This window comes from Brochothrix campestris (assembly GCF_046058945.1).
GTDB lineage: Bacteria > Bacillota > Bacilli > Lactobacillales > Listeriaceae > Brochothrix > Brochothrix campestris.
Genome location: NZ_CP175511.1, coordinates 1,793,380 through 1,819,567 on the forward strand (window position 1 = coordinate 1,793,380; position 26,188 = coordinate 1,819,567).

General features: G+C 40.4%; 25 protein-coding genes and 6 tRNA genes. 4 read left to right on the forward strand and 27 right to left on the reverse strand.

Annotated elements, in window-relative coordinates; translation table 11 throughout:
* Window positions 1-262: 262 nt before the first annotated feature.
* Both glpT and ACJYYY_RS08915 read left to right on the forward strand, forming a co-directional pair.
* Entirely contained in the window at window positions 263-1,615 is a 1,353-nt protein-coding gene (glpT, locus tag ACJYYY_RS08910) for a glycerol-3-phosphate transporter (RefSeq protein WP_035314266.1), read from the forward strand.
* A gap of 165 nt (window positions 1,616-1,780) precedes the next feature.
* A complete protein-coding gene (locus ACJYYY_RS08915; protein ID WP_035314265.1) occupies window positions 1,781-2,821 on the forward strand; it encodes an NADPH dehydrogenase in 1,041 nt (346 codons plus the stop codon).
* Window positions 2,822-2,863: 42 nt separating this feature from the next.
* Here ACJYYY_RS08915 and ACJYYY_RS08920 read toward each other — a convergent pair whose 3' ends face one another.
* The 3 genes from ACJYYY_RS08920 to groES all read right to left on the reverse strand — a co-directional run bounded on the left by ACJYYY_RS08920 (window position 2,864) and on the right by groES (window position 7,057).
* The gene (locus ACJYYY_RS08920) at window positions 2,864-4,753 is read right to left on the reverse strand and encodes a heavy metal translocating P-type ATPase (protein ID WP_232217922.1); all 1,890 of its coding nucleotides are present in this window, start codon (window positions 4,751-4,753) and stop codon (window positions 2,864-2,866) included.
* Window positions 4,754-5,105: 352 nt separating this feature from the next.
* Window positions 5,106-6,734: a chaperonin GroEL gene (groL, locus tag ACJYYY_RS08925; protein WP_408868843.1), complete on the reverse strand. Its 1,629-nt coding sequence runs from the start codon at window positions 6,732-6,734 to the stop codon at window positions 5,106-5,108.
* Window positions 6,735-6,772: 38 nt separating this feature from the next.
* On the reverse strand, window positions 6,773-7,057 hold the full coding sequence (gene groES / locus ACJYYY_RS08930; protein ID WP_035314264.1) for a co-chaperone GroES: 285 nt from the start codon (window positions 7,055-7,057) through the stop codon (window positions 6,773-6,775).
* A gap of 183 nt (window positions 7,058-7,240) precedes the next feature.
* Between groES and ACJYYY_RS08935 the strand changes: the two genes are divergently transcribed.
* The gene (locus tag ACJYYY_RS08935) at window positions 7,241-7,918 is read left to right on the forward strand and encodes a CPBP family intramembrane glutamic endopeptidase (RefSeq protein WP_051456902.1); all 678 of its coding nucleotides are present in this window, start codon (window positions 7,241-7,243) and stop codon (window positions 7,916-7,918) included.
* A gap of 19 nt (window positions 7,919-7,937) precedes the next feature.
* Window positions 7,938-8,135 carry a YdiK family protein gene (locus ACJYYY_RS08940; protein ID WP_408868844.1) on the forward strand — a complete coding sequence of 66 codons (198 nt, stop codon included), beginning with the start codon at window positions 7,938-7,940 and terminating at the stop codon, window positions 8,133-8,135.
* A 42-nt stretch (window positions 8,136-8,177) separates the two neighbouring features.
* Here ACJYYY_RS08940 and ACJYYY_RS08945 read toward each other — a convergent pair whose 3' ends face one another.
* From ACJYYY_RS08945 to ACJYYY_RS09060, 24 genes are all read right to left on the reverse strand, one after another.
* Entirely contained in the window at window positions 8,178-9,653 is a 1,476-nt protein-coding gene (locus tag ACJYYY_RS08945; RefSeq protein ID WP_035314263.1) for a DEAD/DEAH box helicase, read from the reverse strand.
* Between the two features lie 332 nt (window positions 9,654-9,985).
* Window positions 9,986-11,344 carry an amino acid permease gene (locus ACJYYY_RS08950; RefSeq protein WP_035314262.1) on the reverse strand — a complete coding sequence of 453 codons (1,359 nt, stop codon included), beginning with the start codon at window positions 11,342-11,344 and terminating at the stop codon, window positions 9,986-9,988.
* Window positions 11,345-11,461: 117 nt separating this feature from the next.
* Window positions 11,462-12,859, reverse strand: coding sequence for an amino acid permease (locus ACJYYY_RS08955; RefSeq protein ID WP_051456907.1), 1,398 nt, complete (start codon window positions 12,857-12,859; stop codon window positions 11,462-11,464).
* 96 nt (window positions 12,860-12,955) lie between these two features.
* Window positions 12,956-13,300 carry a CrcB family protein gene (locus ACJYYY_RS08960; RefSeq protein ID WP_035314261.1) on the reverse strand — a complete coding sequence of 115 codons (345 nt, stop codon included), beginning with the start codon at window positions 13,298-13,300 and terminating at the stop codon, window positions 12,956-12,958.
* Window positions 13,297-13,683 (reverse strand): CrcB family protein, encoded by a 387-nt coding sequence (locus ACJYYY_RS08965; RefSeq protein WP_035314260.1) that lies wholly within the window; start codon window positions 13,681-13,683, stop codon window positions 13,297-13,299. The genes ACJYYY_RS08960 and ACJYYY_RS08965 overlap by 4 nt, the downstream gene beginning before the upstream one ends.
* Before the next feature lie 68 nt (window positions 13,684-13,751).
* Window positions 13,752-13,836, reverse strand: a tRNA-Leu gene (locus tag ACJYYY_RS08970).
* Window positions 13,837-13,982: 146 nt separating this feature from the next.
* Window positions 13,983-14,054, reverse strand: a tRNA-Gln gene (locus ACJYYY_RS08975).
* 5 nt (window positions 14,055-14,059) lie between these two features.
* Window positions 14,060-14,136, reverse strand: a tRNA-Asp gene (locus tag ACJYYY_RS08980).
* A gap of 43 nt (window positions 14,137-14,179) precedes the next feature.
* Window positions 14,180-14,256 (reverse strand) — tRNA-Asp (locus ACJYYY_RS08985).
* A gap of 2 nt (window positions 14,257-14,258) precedes the next feature.
* Window positions 14,259-14,330, reverse strand: a tRNA-Glu gene (locus ACJYYY_RS08990).
* An 11-nt stretch (window positions 14,331-14,341) separates the two neighbouring features.
* Window positions 14,342-14,429: transfer RNA gene (locus ACJYYY_RS08995), tRNA-Ser, on the reverse strand.
* A gap of 109 nt (window positions 14,430-14,538) precedes the next feature.
* A complete protein-coding gene (locus ACJYYY_RS09000; RefSeq protein WP_035314259.1) occupies window positions 14,539-15,003 on the reverse strand; it encodes a SprT family protein in 465 nt (154 codons plus the stop codon).
* Entirely contained in the window at window positions 15,004-17,172 is a 2,169-nt protein-coding gene (locus ACJYYY_RS09005) for a Tex family protein (RefSeq protein ID WP_035314258.1), read from the reverse strand. It abuts the gene before it with no gap.
* 134 nt (window positions 17,173-17,306) lie between these two features.
* Window positions 17,307-18,098 carry an RNA polymerase sigma factor SigB gene (gene sigB / locus ACJYYY_RS09010; protein ID WP_035314257.1) on the reverse strand — a complete coding sequence of 264 codons (792 nt, stop codon included), beginning with the start codon at window positions 18,096-18,098 and terminating at the stop codon, window positions 17,307-17,309.
* A 13-nt stretch (window positions 18,099-18,111) separates the two neighbouring features.
* Entirely contained in the window at window positions 18,112-18,552 is a 441-nt protein-coding gene (gene rsbW, locus ACJYYY_RS09015; RefSeq protein ID WP_198015716.1) for an anti-sigma B factor RsbW, read from the reverse strand.
* The gene (locus ACJYYY_RS09020) at window positions 18,533-18,886 is read right to left on the reverse strand and encodes an anti-sigma factor antagonist (protein ID WP_035314256.1); all 354 of its coding nucleotides are present in this window, start codon (window positions 18,884-18,886) and stop codon (window positions 18,533-18,535) included. The genes rsbW and ACJYYY_RS09020 overlap by 20 nt, the downstream gene beginning before the upstream one ends.
* A gap of 15 nt (window positions 18,887-18,901) precedes the next feature.
* The gene (locus ACJYYY_RS09025) at window positions 18,902-19,912 is read right to left on the reverse strand and encodes a PP2C family protein-serine/threonine phosphatase (protein WP_408868845.1); all 1,011 of its coding nucleotides are present in this window, start codon (window positions 19,910-19,912) and stop codon (window positions 18,902-18,904) included.
* A complete protein-coding gene (locus tag ACJYYY_RS09030; protein WP_408868846.1) occupies window positions 19,909-20,214 on the reverse strand; it encodes a hypothetical protein in 306 nt (101 codons plus the stop codon). The genes ACJYYY_RS09025 and ACJYYY_RS09030 overlap by 4 nt, the downstream gene beginning before the upstream one ends.
* Window positions 20,215-20,428: 214 nt before the next feature.
* The gene (locus ACJYYY_RS09035; RefSeq protein WP_035314253.1) at window positions 20,429-20,776 is read right to left on the reverse strand and encodes a type II toxin-antitoxin system PemK/MazF family toxin; all 348 of its coding nucleotides are present in this window, start codon (window positions 20,774-20,776) and stop codon (window positions 20,429-20,431) included.
* 63 nt (window positions 20,777-20,839) lie between these two features.
* A complete protein-coding gene (alr, locus tag ACJYYY_RS09040; protein ID WP_035314251.1) occupies window positions 20,840-21,958 on the reverse strand; it encodes an alanine racemase in 1,119 nt (372 codons plus the stop codon).
* 3 nt (window positions 21,959-21,961) lie between these two features.
* A complete protein-coding gene (gene acpS / locus ACJYYY_RS09045) occupies window positions 21,962-22,318 on the reverse strand; it encodes a holo-ACP synthase (protein WP_408868847.1) in 357 nt (118 codons plus the stop codon).
* 79 nt (window positions 22,319-22,397) lie between these two features.
* A complete protein-coding gene (locus tag ACJYYY_RS09050) occupies window positions 22,398-23,834 on the reverse strand; it encodes a PH domain-containing protein (protein ID WP_408868848.1) in 1,437 nt (478 codons plus the stop codon).
* A complete protein-coding gene (locus ACJYYY_RS09055) occupies window positions 23,827-24,297 on the reverse strand; it encodes a PH domain-containing protein (RefSeq protein ID WP_035314244.1) in 471 nt (156 codons plus the stop codon). Before ACJYYY_RS09055 ends, ACJYYY_RS09050 begins: the two co-directional genes overlap by 8 nt.
* 102 nt (window positions 24,298-24,399) lie before the next feature.
* Entirely contained in the window at window positions 24,400-25,938 is a 1,539-nt protein-coding gene (locus ACJYYY_RS09060; RefSeq protein ID WP_035314242.1) for a DEAD/DEAH box helicase, read from the reverse strand.
* Window positions 25,939-26,188 lie beyond the last annotated feature (250 nt).

Below are 26,188 nucleotides of genomic sequence, written 5' to 3' on the forward strand. Positions count from 1 at the left end.
CCTTCACAACTACCGACAAGAACAGGACTATACTCACAGAACTGGCTTTTTTCACAATTCGACCTTAAGTGGTATACACCGCTAGCCTCTCCACTTGTACAGACAAGCTTCGTTGTTCTTTTTTTTGATATAAACATTCCTAAAATGGAGGTTTTCTTGCGTTTAATGCGTCGAACTAAAGTCACTTTTATAAAAAAAACGCTTACAACCTTATTATTCCTTGCTATACTGACCCTATTACTTATTAAAAGGAGGAAATTACATGTCATTTTTAGCACCACCAACCGCCAAAAAGCGGTTACCAAAAGAAGAAATCGACCCTGTTTATCGTCGTTTACGGCTACAAGTATTCATCGGAATTTTTATCGGTTACGCCGGTTATTACTTATTACGTAAAAACTTTTCACTCGCAATTCCTGGCTTAATGGAAGAAGGATTTACTAAGGGACAATTGGGTCTAGCTTTATCTGCTGTTTCAATCGCCTATGGTATCAGTAAATTTGTGATGGGGATTGTCTCCGATCGTAGTAACGCCCGTATCTTTTTACCACTTGGTTTAGTTTTAGCTGCTATTATTAACTTATTATTAGGTTTTATCCCGTATTTCACGTCTTCAATTACGACAATGTTCGTGATGCTGTTCTTAGTCGGTTGGTTCCAAGGCATGGGTTGGCCACCTGCTGGTCGAACGCTCGTTCATTGGTTTTCATTAAATGAGCGCGGTGGCAAAACAGCAATTTGGAACGTTGCTCACAATGTCGGTGGCGGAATTATGGCTCCGATTGCAGTTGCAGGGATCAGTTTAACCTCAACGTACATAATTAGCATTAAAGCCTTTAATGGCGTCTTCATCTTCCCTGCGTTGATCGCGATTATCGTTGCGATTATTTCGTACATTTTAATGCGTGACACACCTCAATCTGAAGGATTACCTTCAATTGAAGAATATCGTAACGATTATCCCAACTCTTCTCATGAAACGCTTGAAGAAGAACTCAGCGTCAAAGAAATCTTATTCAAATACGTCCTTAGCAATAAATGGGTGTGGATGATTGCGATCGCCAACGTGTTCGTCTACTTTACACGTTATGGCGTATTAGACTGGGCGCCTGCCTATTTAAACGAAGTTAAAGGCATGGATTTAAGTAAGACAAGTTGGTCTTACTTCTTATATGAATGGGCAGGAATTCCTGGTACCTTACTTTGTGGTTGGATTTCAGACAAGTTCTTTAGAGGGCGTCGTGGGCCTGCCGGTGTTGTGTTTATGCTCGGTGTCGCGGTTGCGGTCTTAGTCTACTGGCTCAACCCTGCTGGCCATCCTTTAATCGATAACATCGCTTTGATCGCCATCGGTTTCTTAATCTATGGTCCTGTTATGCTTATCGGCTTACAAGCCCTCGATCTTGTACCGAAAAAAGCAGCTGGAACAGCGGCTGGCTTAACTGGATTATTCGGTTACCTCGGTGGGGCTGTGATGGCTAATGCGTTACTCGGTTTCGTTGTAGATGCCTATAGCTGGGATGTTGGTTTCACACTCATCTTCATCTCATGTATCTTAGCGGCAATCGTGTTTGCCTTCACTTGGAATATTCGTGGCCAAGAACAAACTAAGTAACAGTGGTTTATCTTCTTAGCGAAAAACCGCTTGACTGCTTTTTTAAAGAGACTAGTGTCAACAACCTGAACAGAATGGCCCTTGCCATTCTGTTTTTTAGGCACTTCATTTGTCGTAACCGCGATTTACAGCTATAGTAAGAGATATCTTTAAGGGGGAATTTTAATGACAACTGACTTATATTCACCGCTCTCAATTAAGGGCTTAACGTTAAAAAACCGCATCGTCATGCCACCCATGTGTATGTACTCTGCCCGCAACCAAGATGGTTACAGTACAGACTGGCATGTGATGCACTATGCCTCACGGGCCATTGGTGGTACAGGTTTAATCATTATCGAGATGACCAACATCGAGCCCGACGGTCGTATTTCAAACAACTGCCTTGGCCTTTGGGAAGACGGTCAAATCGAAGGCCTCGCAAAAATCGTCGCAGCCTGTCATACTGCGGGTGCCAAAGTCGCGATTCAAATTGCGCACGCTGGGCGAAAGGCTACCGACGCAATCACCCCGGTCTCCGCCTCAGCCATCCCGTTTGACGGCGCTTCAAAAACACCACGGGCGCTCTCAACAGCTGAAGTGTCTGACATGGTTAACAAGTATGCTGCTGCTGTTAAACGGGCAGTCAAAGCCGGTGTTGATGCGATTGAACTGCACGGCGCCCATGGCTATTTAATCCATCAATTTCAATCGGCTTTAACAAACAAACGTACCGATCGATACGGCGCCGATAAAGCCTTATTCGGTACCGAAGTCATTCAAGCTGTTAAGCAGGTGATGCCGACTGAGATGCCATTACTTTTCAGAATCTCAGCCACTGAATTTGACGCAAACGGCTACCGGTTAGCTGAGAGCTTACAACTGGCGACGGCTTACCAACAAGCTGGCGTCGATGTTTTTCATGTCAGTGCAGGTGGTGAAAGTCCCACCGGACCGTCTGCTACAATTGGAAGCGATGCGGGGTATCAACTTGGACTTGCCGCAGCTTATAAACAAGCTTTGACAACGCCTGTGATTGCCGTCGGAAAACTTAGCAATCCACAGTTGGCAAATGCAGCTATTCTCAATAACCAAGCTGATATGGTTGCTGTTGGTCGCGCTTTATTACGCGATCCTTATTGGGCATTGAATGCAGCCGACACTTTAAACAAAACGATTGAGCTACCCAAACAATATGTACGGGCGTTTCCTGCCGCAACAAAATAAAGACAACGAAAAGAGAATCGCATTGCGATTCTCTTTTCGTTGTTAATGACGTAATAATCGTAGTGAATTAAGAATTACTAAAATTGTACTTCCTTCATGGCCAATGACACCAAACGGTAAATTAATCCATTGGAGCGTATTCGATGCAATCAATAACACAATAACGCTCAATGAAAACATAATATTTTGTTTAATAATTCGACTCGCCCGCCGACTTAATTTGACAGCACTCACTAATTTAAGTAAATCATTTTTCATTAAGACAATATCCGCGGTTTCAATCGCGATATCAGATCCTTCACCCATCGCAATCCCAAGTGAGGCAGTTGCTAAGGCAGGCGCATCATTAATGCCATCACCAATCATCGCGACTGCTTCACCGGCTTGTTGTAACTGTGTAATCGCTTCGACCTTTTCCGCTGGTAGACAATTGGCGACAACCTTTTCCACCTTCGTTTCTGCCGCAATCTGTCGCGCTGTCTGTTCATTATCACCGGTAAGCATCACTGTATGAATGCCTAAATTTGTTAATTGATTGATTGCCCGATGACTTTCAGCCCTAACCGTATCGTTCACGGTTAATTCGACGATGACCTCAGTGCCTCGTTGCATATAAATAACAGTCCCCACTGTTTCAGAATCCACCTCACCTTTAATACGTCTAAAGCTTGTTAATGCCGCCTTGTTCATAAAAGCTCCTTTTCCAACAAGATAGGTCGTATCTGCCACCGTTGTTGAGATGCCTAAGCCGGGGTGATCTATGATACTATCTACTTGCGCTAGTTCAATTGCTTTTGTTTTGCAATAATCCATTACTGCCGCTGCCAGTGGGTGTGTCGTTTGAGCTTCCATCCCTGCGACTATCGCTAACGCTTCGCGCACGTTTTCAGTGGGAGCAACATAACACCTTGTCACTATTGGTTGCCCTTTTGTTAAGGTACCTGTTTTGTCGAAGGCGATTGTTGTAATACGAGCTAACCGTTCGATTTGATCGCCACCTTTAAATAGCACCCCGTGTTTCGCTCCATTAGACATCACAGCTAATAAAGCAGGCGTTATCGATGCCACTAACGCACAAGGAGAAGCAACAACTAACAATACCATCGCCCGATAAGTTGCCACTTGCCATGTCCAACCTCCTAATAAAGGCGGTAATACCATCATTAGAACTACAGCAAATAAGACAATTTTGACATACACCCCTTCAAAACGATCGATAAATTGTTCACTATTTGTTTTCTTTGACTGTGCTTCTCTCACTAAGTCGATTATTTTTTGAAAGAGACTTTGCTCAGGCAAGGTTGTCATCTCAATCGTCAGTGTGGCCTGGCGATTAAAGGTGCCTGCAAACACGCTATCACCATAGCTTTTACCAACTCCTTGTGCTTCACCACTTAGAGCCGCTTCATCTACAACGGATTTCCCTAAACGTACATTGCCATCAACTGGTATTTGTTCACCTGGCTTAACAAGTATTTTATCACCCACAACTAACTCAGTAATTTGAACACGTGTCACCGTCTTCTGTTCATCAAGTAACCATGCTTCATGCGGTTGCATCGCTAACAAGGCACTCATTGCTTGTTGGCTTTTGTTCAGTGCATACGTTTCGAGTGCGCCACTAAGCGCAAAAATAACTATCAATAAGGCACCTTCTAACCAATAGCCAATGAGTGCTGAACCTATCGCAGCTAATATCATCAACAACTCGACATTCAATTTTTTCGAAGTGATGGTCTCTAACAAGCCAGCTTTTGCCTTGGCATAGCCTCCAATCACATAAGCACTACAAAAAACAATCGGTGTCACCTGTGGCAGAGGCTTTTGTAAACAAAGGGCCAGAACAATCATTACCCCTGCTACCAACGCAGCAATCAATTCCTGATGACGACGACTTTTCTCAATTAGATTTTTAATTTTCGTTTTTTTCAATTTAATCACCCTCTCAATTGAGAATGACTACCACTCTCACATAGTTATAAAAACAACAAAAACTGATATCCTTTGGATTAGGACATCAGTTTTATGTTTTTCTACTTTATAATGATTATAACATACAAAAGAGAGATTCACTAATAAAAGTAAAAAGCCAGCATACTTAGTAGCATGCTGGCTCCAAATTGTAGTCACAGTCGAATTAAACTGCTTGTTCTGTCAAAAGTGGTCAAGCGACTTTGGCTACAAGATGATATTTCACCGAAAAGTTGCGACGATAAATAGTCGCCTTCAGTTATTTTCCAAGTTATTGGCTTCTAACCGATTGCTTTTACTGATGTTTTTCTAGTTACATCATGCCGCCCATGCCGCCCATGCCACCCATATCTGGTGCCATTGGTGGTTCTGTTGATGGTTTGTTTGCTACAACAGCTTCGGTTGTTAAGAAGAGCGCCGCCACTGAGGCTGCATTTTGTAAAGCTGAACGCGTTACCTTTGTTGGATCAACAATACCAAGCTCAATCATATTACCCCATTCACCATTGGCCGCGTTATAACCGATGCCTATCGCTTCTTTTTTCAAGCGATCGACAATGATTGCACCTTCAACACCAGCATTAATAGCGATTTGACGAACTGGTTCTTCTAACGCACGTAAAACTATGTTAATCCCTGTTTGCACATCGCCTGTTTCTTCGAGCGCAGCTACGTCGTTGTAAACGTTAACTAAGGCAGTTCCCCCACCTGAGACGATTCCTTCTTCAACTGCGGCACGGGTTGAATTTAACGCATCTTCAATTCGTAATTTACGTTCTTTTAATTCTGTTTCAGTTGCAGCCCCGACTTTAATGACTGCGACACCGCCACCTAATTTAGCTAAACGTTCTTGTAATTTTTCACGATCAAACTCAGATGTTGATGCTTCTAGTTGTGCTTTAATTTGGCCAATACGTGCCTCAATGTTATTTGATTGACCCGCACCTTCTACGATTGTTGTATTTTCTTTCGTAACGTTAACACGGGTTGCTGTTCCTAATTGATCAAGGGTTGCATCTTTTAGTTCTAAACCAAGCTCATCTGTCACCACTGATGCACCAGTAATAATCGCAATATCTTGTAACATTTCTTTACGACGATCACCAAATCCTGGTGCTTTTACAGCAACAACATTGAACGTACCACGTAATTTATTTAACACGAGTGTTGCTAAGGCTTCGCCCTCAACATCTTCGGCAATAATTAACAAGCCACGTCCTTGTTCAACCACTTGTTGTAATACGGGTAAAATATCTTGGATGTTATTGATCTTTTTATCGGTTACTAAAATATAAGGATTTTCTAATTCAGCGACCATTTTCTCTTGATCTGTAGACATGTAGGGAGAAAGGTAACCGCGGTCAAATTGCATCCCTTCAACGACATCAAGTTCAGTTTTAAAACCTTTTGATTCTTCTAATGTAATGACACCATCATTACCTACACGTGCCATCGCTTCAGCTACTAATTCGCCAATTTCTTCGCTTCCTGCTGAAACAGCTGCAACTTGTGCGATTGAATGTTTCCCTTCGATTGGTTTAGAGATACGTTTCAGTGCTTCAATTGCTGCTGCTGTCGCTTTTTCCATTCCTTCACGAATACCGACTGGATTAGCTCCAGATGTCACATTTTTTAAACCTTCTTGAATTAATGCTTGCGCTAATACAGTCGCTGTTGTTGTCCCGTCACCGGCAACATCATTTGTTTTACTTGCGACTTCAGAAACTAACTTCGCACCCATGTTTTCAAAAGCATCTTCTAATTCAATTTCTTTTGCAATTGTCACACCATCATTTGTAATAAGTGGTGAGCCGAATGATTTTTCAAGTACGACATTACGTCCTTTTGGTCCTAATGTTACTTTCACTGCGTTTGCTAATTGATCAACACCACGTAACATTGCTGCACGTGCATCTTCACTAAATTTCAATTCTTTTGCCATGTGAGTTCCTCCTCTAATTCATTTACTATTTGTACTGCTTATTTGACAATCGCTAAAATATCTTCTTCGCGCAAGATAAGGTAGTCCTTGTTATCGTATTTTACTTCTGTACCAGAATATTGTGAAAAGACAACACGGTCGCCTTCTGCTGTTTCAAGTGCAACTTTTGTTCCGTCTGCTAATGTACGACCTGTCCCAACAGCAATAACGATACCTTCAGATGGTTTCTCTTTTGCAGAATCTGGTAGGACAATTCCACCAATTGTTTTTTGTTCCGTTGCAATAACTTCGATAACTACGCGCTCGCCTAATGGTTTTAACATAGTACAACCTCCTCAGATAATTTAATGTTAGCACTCGCATTAAGCAAGTGCTAATCACATCATTTATAATAGACAATTTTGGTCAAATTTGCAAGTCATATGAATAATTTTAGTTGCTCAAGCGACCAATTATCGCTACAATGAGACTATAACAAAATACAATAAACAAAGGGGTCTAGCGCCATGAATAAGAAGTATTGGTGGATTTTAGTACTCTACCTCATCATTCAAGTGGTGTCCACCTTCGGTATTTATTACGTCGCGCTACTCGATAACGCGACACCATTCACAAAAGAACAAGCCAACTTAATTGTCACAAATTGGTCGATTGGCACCTTTGCGGTTGGGGCATTACTCTTTCTTTGGTTGCTAAAAACAGCTCCGCGTTCATCATACATTGATCAACAAGCACCAATGCCGCTTGCAAAAAGCACGCTTTACATTATTGGTGGTGTGATTGTTGCCTTTATCGTTCAAGCGATTACTGCCTCAATTACAGCGATGATTAGAGGAACCGTTGCGCAATCAGAGAATACTGCTGACTTAATCGGGATTACCCAAACGAATCCACTCTTCATTTTAACGATTGTGATTATCGCACCTTTTTTGGAAGAAGTCGTCTTTCGAAAAGTGTTATTCGGTGGCTTAACCAACAAGCTTCCGGTCGGCGTGGCCGCATTATTCAGCTCTGTAGTGTTCGCAGCAATCCATTTCGACTTTGCCTACTTACTCGTTTACACTGGAATGGGACTCGTCTTCAGTTATTTTTATTACAAAACAAAACGACTGCTTGTCTCGTTTAGTATTCATGCTTTAATGAACGGCACTGCCTTATTAATAAGTGTCTTTCTACCTAATTAACTAAGAATGGGGTTTTATTATGCAATCTATCCGCAATCAAATTATCTTCAATTTGCTTTTCGGAGTCATCTTCACTTATTTAGCAATTCGACCAGTAACAGAAAATGGTTGGACCTTCTATCCAATTATGCTCATCTGTTTCGCTGCCATTGATTACATTCGTGCAGTCAACTTATTAATGTTTCTTCAAAAAAACAAAAAAGACATCAAAAAATAATAAAAAAACGTTCAAAAGCGTGTGACGCTTTTGAACGTTTTTTTAGTCTTCCTCATTTTTCAAATCACTCTCATACGTTGTTTCATTCGCTTTGCTAACACGACGAACTCGCCCTTTAATCGGAAAATCTTGTAAGGCCGCCAACACCATTTCACCTTTACTATTTAAAATTTCAACAAAGGTCGAGACATCTAATAAACTGATAACACCAATGTCAGCTCCCGTCATACCTTCAATATTACATAAAGCCCCAACAACATCGCCCGCACGCATTTTTGTTTTCTTACCTGCATTAATATGTAATTTCATGATTTCTTCTTTAAAATCATGTCCTTTTTCTTTCTTTAATTTCATTTTTGTTTGTTGTGTTGCTTTAAAGGCCGCTTGAGCATCCAACACCTCTTCTTGGGTCGGGCGTTCAATCGCTACGAGGCGGTCGTCCATCATCGCTTGGATGGGGTTTAAGTAACGGTAATCTGATGACGAAACAAAACTAATCGCATGTCCATCATTTTCAAAACGAGCTGTACGACCAATTCGATGCACATAACTTTCAACATTTTCAGGTAAGTCAAAGTTAACAACTAAGGCAATATCAGCAATATCCAAGCCACGTGCTGCCACATCGGTTGCGACTAAATAACGGAAGTAACCATGCTTAAAGTCGTTAATTACCGCCGTACGATGACGTTGCTCCATCCCACCGTGTAATGTTTCTACTTCAATCTCTAACGCTTCGAGTGCTTCTGCAATTTCTTCAACCGCGGCACGAGTGTTACAAAAAACAATGCTACTTTCAGGATTAACAACCGTTAACACGTCTTCGAGTACAGTGATTTTTTCATCATACGGAATTTCGTAATACTGTTGTTTAATTCGTTGCGTTACTTTATTTTCTGATTTCACTTCAATTAAGAGCGGATCTTTCAAGTAACGTGTTGCTAACGTTTTAATTTCGGCTGGCATTGTCGCCGAGAACAGCGCCAATGTTGCTGTTGGTGGTACGACTTTCATTACATTTTCAATTTGTTCAATAAAGCCCATTGCTAACATTTCATCCGACTCATCAATGATAACCGTATCAATCATGCTTAAATCGATTGTTTTTTGCGTCATATGATCAATTAAGCGCCCTGGCGTTGCAACCACAACATGTGTTCGTTGTTTTAAGTTATAGGCTTGACGTTCATATGAACTGCGACCAAAAATCGCTTCAACTTTTAAACGTTTATAGCGACCAATGTTAAATATATCTTGCTGAATTTGCGATGCTAATTCACGTGTTGGTGTTAAGACAAGCACCTGTGGTTTGCGTTCTTCCCATTGTACACGTTCGCAAATCGGAATTGCAAAGGCCGCTGTTTTACCACTTCCTGTTTGTGATTTAACAATCAGATTTTTACCTTCTAATAAGGCTGGGATAACTTCGGTTTGTACCGTTGTTGGCTCATTATACCCTAATTTTTCAATCGCCCCGATAATTTCTTTACTTAACTGAAACTGTTTAAATGTACTCATTCGACTTATTCCTCCTGTATGCCTCTGACAGCATAGACGTATCCATTTTATTGTGTACAGTTAGCGTAACACAAACTTGCTAAAAGGTGTAGCTGCTTTTTAATCGGGCATAAAAAAAAGAGGAGAAACATTCTCCTCTCAGATTGTAGACAAAGTCGAATTAAACTGGTTTTACTTTGAACGTTAGTTCAAGTGACTTTGGCTACAAGATGATATGACTGAATAGCGACATTGTCATCGTCATTGGTCAAGATTGGTGCACTTACTGCTAGTAAGTCATCCCGAACAAGCAAGGAATAACACCCTAGAACAGTCTTACTCATCTGAGATTGTTACTGCTTATGCGCGTGTCGTTGTTTCAGCACATAAAATAACCCTAGTAAAGCAAACCAAATCGGCGCGACATATATCGCAATTCGTGTTTCTACATCTAAACATAAAACGGCTAATACAAAGATAAAAAAGACAATTAAAATCCATGGCATCACTTTTGAAAATGGCATCTTAAAGGTTTGTTTAGCTGCCAACACTTGATCACGACGTTGGTAAAGGATGTATGAGACGGTAATAATGGCCCATACAAAAACAAACAACACCGTTGCTAAACTTGTTACAATCGTAAACACTTGATCGGCTTGTAAAAAGTAGTTCAGCAAGACACCAAACAATAAAATTATTGCTGAAAAAATCAAACCTAAAGCCGGAACACCTTTACTGTTTAATTGTGCGAATTTTGGAGAAGCATCTCCTTGTTTCCCAAGCCCATATAACATCCGACTCGTTGAGAACAAGCCAGAATTACATGAAGACGCAGCGGCTGAAATAACGACGAAATTAATAATTGTGGCTGCGGCTGGAATACCGACAAAGGCAAATAGCGTTACAAACGGGCTATCTACCGCCGAAATTTTGTTCCAAGGCGTCACTGACATAATCACAATCAGCGTTCCGATATAAAACAGCAATATCCGAATTGGAATCGCATTGATTGCCTTTGGCAATGTTTTTTCGGGATCCTTCGTTTCACCTGCAGTAACACCGATTAATTCCACACCAACAAACGAGAACACCGCCATTTGGAAGGCTAGAATAAAGCCTTTAGCCCCATTGGGGAAGAAACCGCCATGGCTCCATATATGTGTGAGCGAAACGTGACCACTCGGTGTTTTTGTTCCCATGATTATCATCACCGCACCAATCACAATTAAGACGACAATTGTCGTTACTTTAATGACTGCAAACCAAAATTCAAACTCACCAAAGGCTTTCACTGTTAATAAGTTAATCATTAATAATAAGAGTGCACAGGCTAAAGCTGAAAGCCATTGGGGAATACTTGGCCACCAATAACCAATGTACTTAGCAACAGCTGTAATTTCAGCCATACCTGTTACAACCCAACAGAACCAATACGTCCAACCGGTAAAAAAGCCCGCCCAATTACCTAAGTAGGCACGCGCAATATCTGCAAATGAATTGAAGTCTGTGTTTGATAATAGCAATTCTCCTAAGGCACGCATTAAGAAAAACAACAAACAACCAATGATCGCATACACGAGTAAAATCGAAGGACCTGCTAAACTAATACTCCGACCGGCACCTAAGAACAAACCTGTCCCGATTGCGCCACCAATGGCAATCAGCATAATATGTCTTCCTGTTAATGAGCGTTGCAATGTTTCTTTTGACATAATATCCCTCTTCCTTTCTTCTATCATACGCTTTTTTTATTAATATAACATTTTATTTTTTGATAAAAACAAAAACGGACAAACATGCTCTGTTTGTCCGCCTTTTATATTCTATTCTTACTGCTCTTTTTTGAGATCAATCTGTTCTAAATCGACCTCATCTAACGGAATCAACTTAGTTTTATACTTAATCTTATAAAAGATAAAACAGAATAAAAACAACGGAATACTCATATAAGTCATTAAAATCGCCTGTAAATCAAATTTAGCAAACGAACCTAAATCCTGGCCGATAATAACAAAGATACATAAAATCAATGCTAACAATGGTCCAAACGGGAACCATTTAGCTTTGTACTTCAATGCGCTTAGTTGGTGACCTTGCTTAATATAAGCTCGTCTAAACCGGAAATGCGATACCGCGATACCAACCCAGGCGATAAAGCCGGTCAAACCACTGGCAGCCACTAAATATAAATAAACTTGTGGCCCTAAAATAGAGCTCAGTAACGCTAAGGCTCCAATCACGGCTGTGAAAATAAGGGCATTCATCGGAATACCACGTTTATTCACTTTTCCCATTGCCTTTGGTGCTTGGCCTGATTGACCCATTGCCATCAGCATCCGTGTACTGGCATACATGCCGGAGTTTCCTGCCGATAGTACCGATGTTAAAATAATCGCATTCATCACTCCAGCCGCTATCGCTAAGCCGGCATTTTTAAACACGAGCGTAAATGGACTCATTGCAATGTTCGTTTCACTACCACCTAATAAGTCAGGACTCGTGTACGGAATAATTGCAGCGATTATCGCAATCGCCAAAATATAAAACAGTAAGATACGCCAAAAAATCGTTTTAATCGCTTTCGGAATACTTTTTTCAGGCGTTTCTGACTCACCTGCTGTAATCCCAATTAACTCTGTTCCTTGAAACGAAAAACCGGCGATGACGAACATCGCTAAAATAGCTGGCATACCACCAACAAATGGCGCTTCTTTATGTGTGAAATTCGAGAGACCGTAATAATGACCGCCTAAAATACCAAAAATCGTTAATAACCCAATAATGATAAAGGCAATGACCGTCACGACCTTAATGACTGAAAACCAGTATTCCGCCTCTCCAAACGCCTTAACTGTCATCGCATTCAGCAAAAAGATTACCACTAAGAAAAAGAGACTAAAAATCCAACCAGGTACATCTGGTAACCAATAGCCAATAATTAAAGCGGCCGTACTGACATCGACGGCTAACGTAATTGCCCAGTTGAACCAATAATTCCAACCCATGGCAAAACCAAAGGCCGGATCAACAAAACGGCTTGCGTATGTACTAAAAGATCCTGATACCGGTAAATAAGTCGCCATTTCACCTAAACTCGTCATTAAGAAAAACACCATGATACCAATGGCGATGTAAGCTAAAAGCGCCCCACCTGGCCCTGCTGTTGAAATGGCTGAACCACTGGCCACAAATAAGCCTGTACCGATACTACCACCAATCGCAATCATCGATAAATGACGCGTTTTTAGTTGCCGTTTCACACTCGGTTGTGTTTCTTGTTCATTCTTGCCTGTCACTTACTCCACCTTACTTTCTTTATCCTATTATAAAACGTAACGTAATGAAGCTAATAGTATCCCTAAAACATAAGACATCCCGATGTAATAAATAAAAGTAAACACTTCTTTTTTCTTTAATAATTGCACGCCTTCAACCGCAAAGGTTGAGAAGGTCGTCAAGCCACCTAAGAAACCAACTAACATCACTAAGCTGACTGTTTCCGAAGGTTTTGTGATGAGATATAATGCCATCATATATGAACCGACCATATTAACAAGGAAGGTTGCTAACGGAAAACTGCCCTTATAAAAAAGGTGCACAAGTCGAGAGACAAGATAGCGTAATAACGCTCCTGAGGCCGCCCCTATACCCACAAGTAAAAAACTCATACATTGCCCCCCTTCTTATTCAACGCGTGATGAACGAGCCAATACGCAAGGTTAATCACAATCATACTACCAATTAAACTCGCACCAATATATGTAAGCGCTAAGGCGACTTCACCTGCCTTATATAATTGCATAAATTCCATGCTAAAGGCCGAAAAAGTCGTAAAGGCACCGATAAAACCAGTTCCTATTCCAACAATGATAGCCTTCGGTAACTTCCATTTAAGACTCAGATATTCATTCACTATCACGAGCAAGAAACAGCCCAGTAAATTAACAATTAATGTACTAAACGGAAACACGTTTCCTTGTAGCATCAGACTGAGACTATAACGACTAATGCCACCTAAACCGCCAAAAACAAAGACCATTAAGTAGTTCATTCCATGCCTCCTTCCATTATTTTCAAAAGAAAAAGACAGTCAGATTAATATCCGACTGTCTTAAATTATGCGGCCAAGAGGACTTGAACCTCCACGCCCTAAACGGGCACCAGATCCTTAGTCTGACGCGTCTGCCAATTCCGCCATGGCCGCTGATTGTTTATGTTATTTTCAAAAATAGATAAACAACACTTGCAACACTTATATTACCGTATTACCGCACCAGTGTCAACAGCTTTTTAAAAGTATTTTTGTTTTTTTCAATAAAAAAAACAGTGCAACTCTGCACTGTTTTATGACTGGGGTGGCAGGGATCGAACCTACGCATGATGGAATCAAAATCCATTGCCTTACCGCTTGGCTACACCCCATAAACTGGCGGTCTGGACGGGACTCGAACCCGCGACCTCCTGCGTGACAGGCAGGCATTCTAACCAGCTGAACTACCAGACCAATATAGGTGTTATCTCTTATTACGTCACTTTCTTTAAAAAACTGGCGGTCTGGACGGGACTCGAACCCGCGACCTCCTGCGTGACAGGCAGGCATTCTAACCAGCTGAACTACCAGACCAATGACCCGTACGGGATTCGAACCCGTGATACCGCCGTGAAAGGGCGGTGTCTTAACCGCTTGACCAACGGGCCTGATTGCGCTATGGAGAAAGAGGGATTTGAACCCTCGCGCCGCTTTCGCGACCTACACCCTTAGCAGGGGCGCCTCTTCAGCCACTTGAGTATTTCTCCTTAAAAGAAGTATTGCTCTCGACTACTCTTAGTATTATATAGACTTTAAGAGCTAGCGTCAACCATTTTTTTGAAACTATCTTAAAAAAATAAAAAAAGTTTCCCTTAATTAAAAGATTGTCTTTTGCCTAACATTTTGTGACCGTTCTTGCAATTGACCACGACACTGACCACAGCTGTATTTAGCGACATTGAAGCGACGACGACGTTGAAACAGCGCTTGACAGTTCACGCATTGATAACAGTAACGCCAGTCGGTTTCAATCGGCTGACAAAAACGTGAGCCTCCTACTTGTTTTAACAGTCGTTTAAAATCTTGATGCTTATGTTGGTAGCCTTTTCCTTGTAAATGTAAATGATAATGACATAATTCATGCTTGATGATTGTCTCAAAATAAGCTGCATCATAGGCTAACAAATAACGCTCGTTCATTTCAATATGATGTGTCGCTAGCAAATAGCGCCCCCCGGTTGTCCGTAACCGACGATTAAACGTGGCTTGATGAACAAAAGGGTATCCGAATACACGTTCGGACACCTCCTCGACCCAACTTTGTAATTCCTGATTGTTCATTTAAACGACCTTCACTTTTGCTGCCACCATTGACAACCCTACTTTATTTTTGACACTGTCGATCTTATCAACCCAAACAGTCACAATATCACCAACTGAGACGACTTTCATCGGATCTTTCACAAATTTAGTGGCTAACTTCGAAATGTGAACGAGACCATCTTGTTTGAGACCAATATCAACAAAGGCACCAAAATCTACAACATTGCGAACTGTGCCTTGTAATTCCATCCCGATTTTTAAGTCTTCGACAGTCAAAACATCTTGACGGAGCAACGGTGCGGCCATATCATCTCGCAAATCACGACTCGGAGCTTCCATTGCTTCAATTACATCTGCTAATGTGAGCATACCGACACCGGTTGCTTCACTCAAGTCTTCGAGTTTAATTGTTTTAATTTTTCCACGCAACAGCTCTGTACCCAAATCACTTGGTTTTAATTCCAATTGTTGTAAAATTAACTTAGCGACATCATACGTTTCTGGATGAATGGCAGTCGCGTCCAATTTATTTTTCCCTTCTGGAATACGTAAAAAGCCAATGCTTTGTTCATACGATTTCGCACCTAAGCGCGGCACTTTTTTTAACTCGGCGCGGCTGTTAAACGGACCATTTTCTTCACGATATAAGCGAATATTATGTGCCGTTGTTTTGTTGAGTCCTGAGACGTATTCTAACAACGCACTCGAAGCCGTATTGACATTAACACCCACTTGGTTAACCGCCGTCTCGACGACAAAAGTTAACGAATCACTCAGTTCTCTTTGCGAAACGTCATGCTGATATTGACCGACGCCAATCGATTTCGGATCGATTTTGACAAGCTCGGCGAGCGGATCTTGTAAGCGACGCCCAATCGAAATAGCTGAGCGTTTTTCAACTGTTAAATCCGGGAATTCTTCACGAGCCATTTCACTCGCTGAGTAAACACTAGCACCCGCTTCATTGACAATAATATACGATACATTTAAGTGCTTTTCTTTAATTAACGCCGCCGTAAACTGCTCCGATTCACGGGATGCCGTTCCATTACCAATTGCAATAATTTCAACGTCGTATTGGGCAATCAACTCAAGCATAATACGCTCTGCTTCTGCTCGTTTATTAACAGGCTTATGCGGATAAATGACCGCTGTCGTCACCGCTTGCCCATCTTTAGAAAGCACCGCTAATTTACAACCGGTACGATAAGCTGGATCAAGTGCCAATACTGTTTTATTTTTAAGTGGCGATTGTAATAATAATTTACGTAAGTTTTTCCCAAAGATGTCAATCGCATGTGTTTGCGCTTTTTCAGTCAAATCACTCCGAATGTCACGTTCGATTGCGGGTCCAATAAAACGTTTATAGGCTGCCGTAATCGCGTCATTTAAAAGCATGTCAGCAACTGTTGTTTTGTTATGTAGCAGTTGACGCGCTAAATAACGGTGTACCGCTTCAACATCCACTTCGAGTGTCACTTTTAAGACACCTTCTTTTTCACCACGGTTAACCGCCAACACGCGATGTGGCACAATTTTATTCGCTGCTTCACTGTAATCGTAATACATTGCGAATACTTCTTGTTCATCTTCAGCTTGTTTCTTTTTAACGGCTGTAATTCGCCCTTTTGTTAAGCTCAGATCCCGAATAAATGTTCGATAGGTCGGGTTATCACTAATGACCTCCGCAATAATCTCGACCACGCCTTCGATGACCGCCTCTCCGTCAGGTAATTCTTGTTCAAGCGACACGTACTTTTGGGCCTCAACGTCAATCGAGCCACTTTGTGGTAAGGCTAACGCCCATTTCGCTAACGGTTCGAGGCCTCGTTCTTTTGCAATTGTTGCCTTTGAGCGTTTCTTCACTTTAAAGGGACGATATAAATCTTCAACTACTTGTTGCTTCGTCGCTTGTTCAATTGCCTGTTGTAAACTCGGTGTTAACTTCTCTTGTTCGGCAATTGTACGAATGACATCTTCTTTGCGTTGCATTAATTTTGTTAAATACGTGTGACGGTCTTCAATCGCCCGTATTTGCACCTCATCCAATTCGCCGGTTGCTTCTTTACGATAACGAGCAATAAAAGGAACTGTGTTGCCATCTTCAAGTAAGGTTAAGGTCGTCTTTATTTGTTGTTTGTTTATATTTAATTCAGTTGTTAATTGTTGGATGATTAGTTCATTCATTCGATTACCCCTTTTAAGTGTGAGTCTGTTTGCAGTCGTAACTAACTTTAGTTTATCATAGTTTGTCTTTTAGACGCATTATTTATCATCAAACAAAAAAGACAACGTCACAGCAATTAAAGTGGCTTTGTCTTTTATGTTTGATCATGTTCATTCAATTCTAATAAGGCCGTTCGTAATTTTTTTATCGCGCCTCTTTGTAATCGTGAGACATGCATCTGTGACACTTGCATTTTTTCACCTGTTTCTTTTTGACTTAAATTATCAAAGAAAGTCAACTGTATTACCATTTGTTCCCGCTCATTTAAAACGGGCATTACCTTCGCTAAAATCATCCGTTCTTCGACGAGTTCATAGCCCTCGTCTTCATTTCCCACGACATCCAACAAACTCATTTGTGAGCCATCATTATCCGTTTCAAACGTATGATCAACCGATAACGCTTGATAGCTTTGCGTCATTTCCATCGCTTCCAGCACTTCTTCTTCTTCACAACCAATCGTCTGTGCTATTTCAATAATTGAAGGAGAACGTTGTAGCTCCGTTGTTAACTCTTCAACTGTATTTTTAATTTTAGGCCCTAATTCTTTTATCCGACGTGGCACATGAACACTCCATGTTTTATCTCGTAAATAGCGCTTTATTTCGCCAATAATTGTCGGAATCGCAAACGATTCAAATTTTCGATCAAATGTTGCATCAAATCGAGAAATTGCCCCTAATAATCCTAAATAACCAACTTGCACCAAATCATTATGGTAGGCAACCTTGCCCTTAGAATATTTTCGAGCGAGCGCTTCAACAAGACCTGCATAATGAAGTACCAATTCGGTTTTCGCCGCGTCATCATCGCTTTCTTGCACCCGCTGTATCCATTCATCCACCATTTCTTTTGTTGTTTCAGTTATTTTCCCTCTTTGCGCCATATGTTGTAGTCACCTACTCTTTGCCAAAGTATTTAATCATTTCGATTGAGAGTCCCTTATCTTCTTTTATTATAACATCATCTGTTAGTGATTTGATTAATAGGAGCCCCAAACCGCCAATTTCTAATGTATCGCTCGTCACATCTGTCGAATACGGGAGCGTTTCTTCTGGTAATGAGCCCTTCGCAAGTTTGCCATTATCTTTAACGAGCACACTTAAGTATTCCTCAAAAATAGTGAAACGAATATCAATCACGCCATCATCCGTACAGACGTAGCCATGTTTTACCGCATTGGTAATCGCCTCACTAATCACGATTTTCAAATCTTCAATTATATCAAAGTTAAATCCGCAACGATTAGCAACACTAGCGATTGCTAATCGCCCTAACGAAATATACTCTGATTTAGCTGGAATCTTCAGTTCTATAACCTCACCTTTTTTTATTGTCATCCACAATGCCATCCTTTTTCTGACGAATTATTGTCATTATATTATCCAGACCAGTAATCGAAAACAATCGAAATAACCGTTCAGATACCTCAGTAATAATGAGTTGACTTTTATTTGCAACCATCGCTTTATATGTGCCTACTAACACACCTAATCCTGTACTATCCATATAACTAACAGACCCAAAATCAACTGTTATCACCCCTTGAGTTATGGTGAAAAAACGGGCCAGTTCCGCTTCTAAATGCGGGGCAGTATTACCATCAATCTCACCGCTCAATGTGAAATAAACAGTGTTGTTAGCTTGTTGTTCACACTTAATTTGTAGTCCCATGCTCTCCCTCATTTCTTAACGCACACGTTTCAAGACGATTAATGTAAAATCATCATATAATTTAAAATCCTGTAAAGCCGCTAATGAATGATACACTTGATCAACAATCGCCTGAGCTGGCAGACAATGATATTTATTTATTAATCGTTTCAATTCAGACCGTTCAATGAAACCGTCAGCTACACGCGTTTCTGTCACGCCATCTGATAAAATAATGATGATATCGCCAATTTGTAACATTTGTTCATATTCACGATATACCTCTTCTTTTTGGATTCCTAAAATTAAACCTTTCGCATACAAATCTTGTGACTTACCGGTTTCTGCTTGATAAAAAAAACCAATTTCATGACCAGCTGAACTGTATTTAAAAGACCCATTCAACTTGTCATATACCCCTAAAAACATCGTCACAAACATATTTTCACTTAAGTGTTCCACGGTTACATCATTCAAATAACTCAATAATGAATTGACTGATTTAATCGTGTCTGGTGTATTAAGCATCGCATATTTAAGCATCGACATAATTAACGCCGCAGGCACTCCTTTTCCAATCACATCAGCTAAACAGACTGAAATCCCACCGTTGTTCTCGTTAAAATGATATAAATCACCACTAAGTTGATGCGCTGGCTGATGACAAATGCCGATTTCCAAGTAATCCGTTTGCGGCACCTTCGTTTCTAATAGTTTCCGCTGAATTTTACTTGCTTTTTTAATTTCAGTTTGTAGTTCCATTTGCTTTTCTTTTATCATTAAACTTTGTCTGAAATCCGTGCCATATGTAATCATTACTGTCATTAATATTTCTAAAGCCAACACCATACTGTTTGAAACTTTAGTAGATTGACTGAGCAGTGCCTTACGATGAATTGCTACCACTTCATCTGGCGATATACCATACGCTAATACTTCATCGCTCCATTTTTTGAGTTGGTATAAATTAGTTTCATCGCCACTTTCCAAATATAAGTTAAAAAAATGCTGATACTGTTGCTCAAACTTTTGTTTCAGACTAATCACTCCCCTGTGGTTAACCACTTGATAACTGTTATTTCTAGGCCTTTTACCCCCGCTTCAACCGAAGCTATTGCAAATTCATCGAACCAACGTCGCATCCCAATCACATTTAAGCGACTATCAGATGAGTCCTCATTAATATTATTTTCTAATAAAAAATCGGTCATTTTCGCAATACCAGGGCCATTATCAACAGCCTTAATCGCAATCCCTCTGCGTGTTTCCTCAATAATAGCTTCGACTGATAAAATACCTGATTGTGCCACTGTATACATATTTTGGCATAGTTCACTAATAAAATTCACAATGTATGCTTGAGTTATAAAATCGAATCCTAATTTTATACATACCTTCTTAGTGTAGCGTCTGGCGTCAACGATATCCCACTCACTGTTTATTTCATAATTTTCTTTTATTCGCATTTTATCACCTATAATCAGTCAAGAGACTTATAATACTTACTCTTCTTAGTATAGACTATTTTTATAGGATAGACTCGTTTTGAAATTTATCAAAAAATCAGAAAGTAACTAAACTAAGGCTGATTTTCAAGCTATTATCGACGGCTTCCATCGTTTGTTTATCTAATACAGTAATTCGATCAGTAAGTCGTTGTTTATCAATCGTTCTAATCTGCTCTAGTAATACGACAGAATTTTTGTTCAAGCCCTTTTTAGTGGCTTTCACTTCCACATGTGTTAATAACTTTGCTTTTTGTATTTTTGCAGTTATCGCAGCGACAATTACAGTCGGACTGAACTTGTTACCAATATCATTTTGAATAATCAAAACAGGACGAATTCCACCTTGCTCCGATCCTTTGACAGGAGATAAGTCTGCATAATATATCTCACCTCGTTTTATCATTCTCCCACCCCTCCATCTGCCGAAGTTGGTCCTTCTCCACACGAACTCATCAAGCCTACGACTTTATTCAGTATAAACACGTGGTATGCGATCACTCAGTAAACAAATGATTTCATAATTGATTGTATCTGTATAATGAGCTACATCATCAGCCGTCAGCTGTTTCGTTTTATCTTGTCCAATTAGGGTCACCTTCGTTTGCAATGGATAGCGTTGCGGTAACCGAATCATACATTGATCCATACAAACACGTCCGACGATTTCACAGAATTGATCAGCGACAATCACTTGACTACCTGTTCGATCACGCAACCAACCGTCTGCATAACCAATCGGAATCGTCCCAATCCATTCACCCGGTGCTTTAACTGTATAAGTCGCACCGTAACCAATCGTTTCCCCACCCTCAACCCATTTAACATGAATTAATTGCGAATATAAGCTTAAGGCTGGTCGTAACTGATAGGGTAATGCCTCAACAATTTCGGGCGATGGTGATAAGCCGTACATACCAATACCTAAGCGGACACTTGACTGTTGCAACTGTGAATGGAGTAAGGCGGTTGCACTATTAGAGCAATGTACATAGAGAGGTCGTTCTTTTAGCACTGCTACCATTTCTTCAAACACCCTTAGTTGACGGTTAAAGTATACTTGGTTTAATTGATCTGCCGTCGCAAAATGAGTAAAGACTCCTTCAAGTTCGACAAACGTTTCTTGTCGAATCTGTTGTTCTAAGCTCGATAACTCTGTCGCGGTCCGCACTCCAATTCGGCCCATGCCGGAATCTATCACGAGGTGCGCTTTTAACGGCTTCTCAGCGCTGATAAACGGCACGAGTTTCTGCCAGTACTCAGCACTTGTTATCGGCACACTAATGTCCTTCAACTGAGCAAGTGCCACATCTTCTGCTCTAATTGGAGCCAATACTAAGATAGGAACTGTAATTCGGGCAGCTCTTAGTGATAATGCCTCATCTAGAACTGCCACACATAAACCTTTCGCACCTGCCTTGATTGCTGTACGGGCTACTTCAACTGCACCATGACCATAGCCATTAGCTTTCACGACTGCAAAGATAACGGTTCCTGGCGGCAATTGTTTTTGTTGCTGTTTAATGTTGTAACAAATATTTGTTGTGTTAATTTCAAGCCAAGTGTTACGGTGTAATGCTGGTTCCATCTATTAGTCCCTCTCTTCTAAAATAACTTGTGCCATCGCTACTGTGTCGGTATGCGTAATCGAAACAAACGCTTTCAATTCAAAGGGATGAGTTACAATTGGTTTGCCATTCATTGTGTTTAATATTTCGATATCTTGAAAGGAGCATTCCGGCCCAATCCCTGTGCCATACGCTTTTGAAAAAGCCTCTTTAGCAGCAAAACGGCCCGCGACAAATTCAATCGCACGTGTTTGTTTTAATTGACGATAGGCCGACGTTTCAGCAGCGGTTAAAATTCGATTAAGAAAACGGTCATTTTTTTGTAATAAGGTTGCTATTCTATTTAAATCAACTGTATCTATTCCAATTCCAAAAATCATCTCATACCTTCTTTTCTACATAATATACACTTATTCTAACATAGCTCGTTACGATTAAACGACTGATTTAGCACATCTGTTAGGATTTACGGCGAAACCAAAAATAGATTTTTTCAGCATCTGTATTTTTTAAATAGTTTAGTCGTAGCTGATACGCCCCTTGTTCCGCCAAAGTTATCGTCAGATGAGATAGACCTGATTGCTTCATCCAAACCGATTGACGATGCACCAAAGATTGCACTCGCTTTTTTTCGGTATAAACCACTTCAACACCCCACAAACGAATCATCTGAAATACAAGTACGTGCTCCGCTAGATTATAACCACTATGTTTCTGCTCAATCCGACATTTCACCCCAAGAACAACTGGAATAATTAAGAGATACACAGCATATTTAAATGAAATAACAAACATCACAGCCATAATCGGGATAATTATCCAGACAACCCTCGTCAAAAACAACCGCAAAGAAGCCTTTGGAGCAAGCCCTTTTTCTACTATTGGAAAGATATTATTAGGCGCTATCTTTTCAAAAAAAACACTTAGCTCGTCTTTTTTTATTAAAGGCATGATTAAATTGCTACTTTCGGTGTCGTCACCTGCTTGTATAACTCTGATGCTCGTATAACCTAACAAGTGCATTAGCCAATTATGTTTTAAAGTGTACGCTTGTATTTTTGCATGATTAATCGTGGTCCGATGACGTTGAAACAAACCTCGTTCAATGACAAAATAATCCGCGAACCCTGACACGATAAAGTGGTAATGACGGATTAACTTCATTAGTATCCCTAGTAGTGTGCTGATGATAAATGCCCCCATCACAACGATAACAATCACAAAAAAACCGAGAGAAATAATTTTTGAAACCGACGCCTCCAATTGATGACTATCATAATATTCACTTACTTGTGTGATAAAACTGAGCAACACAAACATACCGACATAGGTTTTTAGCGATAAAACCGCTTCCAAGACGGTATGATACACCGATAATTCAACTGTCCACTTCGCCTGTTCGATAACCGAATTCCCTTCCGTTTCATCGTTGACATCAATCACGCCAAAATTGTTCGTTCGTCGTTGCTTTATCTCAACTGCTTCCGTGACTTTAATTGCATGCAACGTCAGTGTTTTTTCGGTTCCTGCTACATGAATTTGAACTTCACAGACCTTAAACGGACGATAAAAAAACCATTGTTTATCATCAATTGCTTGCATTCGTTCATAAGGCATGAAGATATGTTCTTTAAAAAAAATCCCTTCATAATAGCCTACCCCATCTTCATTGATATAAAAACGCCTAAAAAAATACTGGAGTAGTTGACACACTAAAACACTAAATAATACAAGCACAACATACAAACGCCAATTTGTCCAACTCAATTTCCCTTCAAACATACTATAGACGCCCATAAAAAGCATCGGAAACCAAAAATCTTTACAGTATTTCACTATAATCATTACAAGTTGAATCGGGTGTTCCCTTCTTGATGCCTTAACTTCATTAGACATCTTCTGTCGCCACCTTTACACGTTCAATAATTTTCGCCTGTAAATGAGTCGCACTCTCCTCAGCTAAACCAGGTATTATATGCGTCGAGGCTGCTGTATAAATATGCACTTCTTTCAATTGTTGCTTTCGTAATAGTGGTCCTTGATTTGTTTCAACATGTTGGATACGAATCATCGGAATCAGTTCCTCACTTCTAAATATAACACCTGTCACAATTTCAATTTCTTCATCATAAATACTATAACTAAAGCGCGCCCACCGCCACTTATTAATAAACATTTCTTTGACAAATAATTGATAGATAATGAGGACTACACCAATTAAACTAAAGAGCCAACTCCAGTGGAAGAACATTGCTAACATTAAATATAGACCTGTCAATCCGATAATAACCGAACTGTTAATATAAGTGACTTGACGCCACACCTTACGAATCGTTAGTGGTAATTTTTGTTGTTGCATAACACACCTACCCTTTCTTTCAGTGTAATGGAGGTCTGCTTATTTCACAACTATCTTAGTCAAAAAAAAAGAAAACCAACGAATTGGTTTTCTTGATTGTGCTTATTTTTTGAATGAGCTACGTTCACCTGAACTGCGACGAGATCCGCCACCGTTACCGCCGGCTGGACGTTCACGACGAGCGCCACCATCTTTAGAACGTTCACCTGAACTGCGACGATTACCGCCACCGTTACCTTTGTAACCGCCTTTACTGCCACCGCCACTGCTGCGTTTACCTTTGTAACCGCCGCCGCTGCCGCCACGTCCGCCACCACGGTTAGGTAATGGACGTTCTTCAGTAATATGTACTGGTGTTTGATCTGGTGTTTTAGTTACTAATGCTAACATCGCTGCTACAGCATCTTCTGCTGACACGTTTTCTAATAAATCACGAGCAGATGCAACAAAGTTTTCTAATTTACCTTCACGCACTTTTTCCATTACTGTTTCAACTGATTGTGTTAATTGGCTTGTGAATGCTTCATCTTCACTTGGTGGAGCAAGAGGTGTCATACGTTTTTTAGTTGTTTGTTCAACAATACGTAAGTAGCCTAATTCACGAGGAGAGACGAAAGTTACAGCCATACCTTCTTTACCTGCACGACCTGTACGGCCGATACGGTGAACATATGATTCTGGGTCTTGCGGAATATCAAAGTTATAAACGTGAGTAACGTTAGAAATATCTAATCCACGAGCTGCTACATCGGTTGCAACTAAGATATCGATTTTTCCTTCTTTAAACTTACGTAAAACACTTAAACGTTTCGCTTGTGTTAAATCACCATGAATACCTTCAGCGTTAAAGCCACGCATGTCTAATGCACGAGAAACTTCATCAACACGACGTTTTGTACGACCAAAGATGATTGATAATTTCGGAGCTTGTACATCTAAGAGGCGTACTAATGCTTCGAATTTTTCTTTTTCTTGAACTTTCACGTAAAATTGTTCAATTAATAAAGCAGTCATCTCTTTAGCTGCAACACGAACAATTTCTGGCGATTGCATGTAACGTTCCGCAATACGACGAATCGGATCAGGCATTGTTGCTGAGAAAAGTAATGTTTGACGTTCTTTTGGAATTTCACTTAAGATTGTTTCGATATCATCAATGAATCCCATGTTTAACATTTCATCTGCTTCATCCATTACAACAGTTTCAACGTTTTGTAATTTCAATGTTTTACGACGAATATGGTCTAACACACGTCCCGGTGTACCAACAACGATTTGTGGGTTTTTTTTCAATGAACGGATTTGACGACCAATGTCGCTACCACCGTAAACAGATAAAACGCGTGCACGTTTGTCATAGCTTAATTTGTAAAGTTCTTCTGCAACTTGAATCGCTAATTCACGAGTAGGTGCAATAATGATTGCTTGCACGCTGTCGTTTTTAGGATCGATTTTTTGGATAAGTGGTAAACCAAAGGCAGCAGTTTTACCTGTACCTGTTTGTGCTTGTCCAATTAAATCTTTACCTGCAATTGCAAGTGGGATTGTTTTCGCTTGAATTGGTGTTGCTTCTTCAAACCCCATGCGTTCTACTGATTTTAATACGTTTTCATCTAAACCTAGTTCTGAAAATTTAGTCAATATCTTCTTCTCCTTTGTGAAACAAAATTGGTGTTTAACCATCTATTCAGGAGAGCTTCTGTATGATCTCTTCTACAATTGTCACTGTTTTTTTACAGTCTTAGTTTTATCCATAATAAAAGCCTGGTCTAGTATTGCGTACCAAGCAAGTGTGTCTCACAGTAACTACTTATAAACTAATATTCACTCAAAAAGCCCTCGCCTTAATTAGCTCGGCTTACTAATCTAGTTTAATAATAACACGTACAGT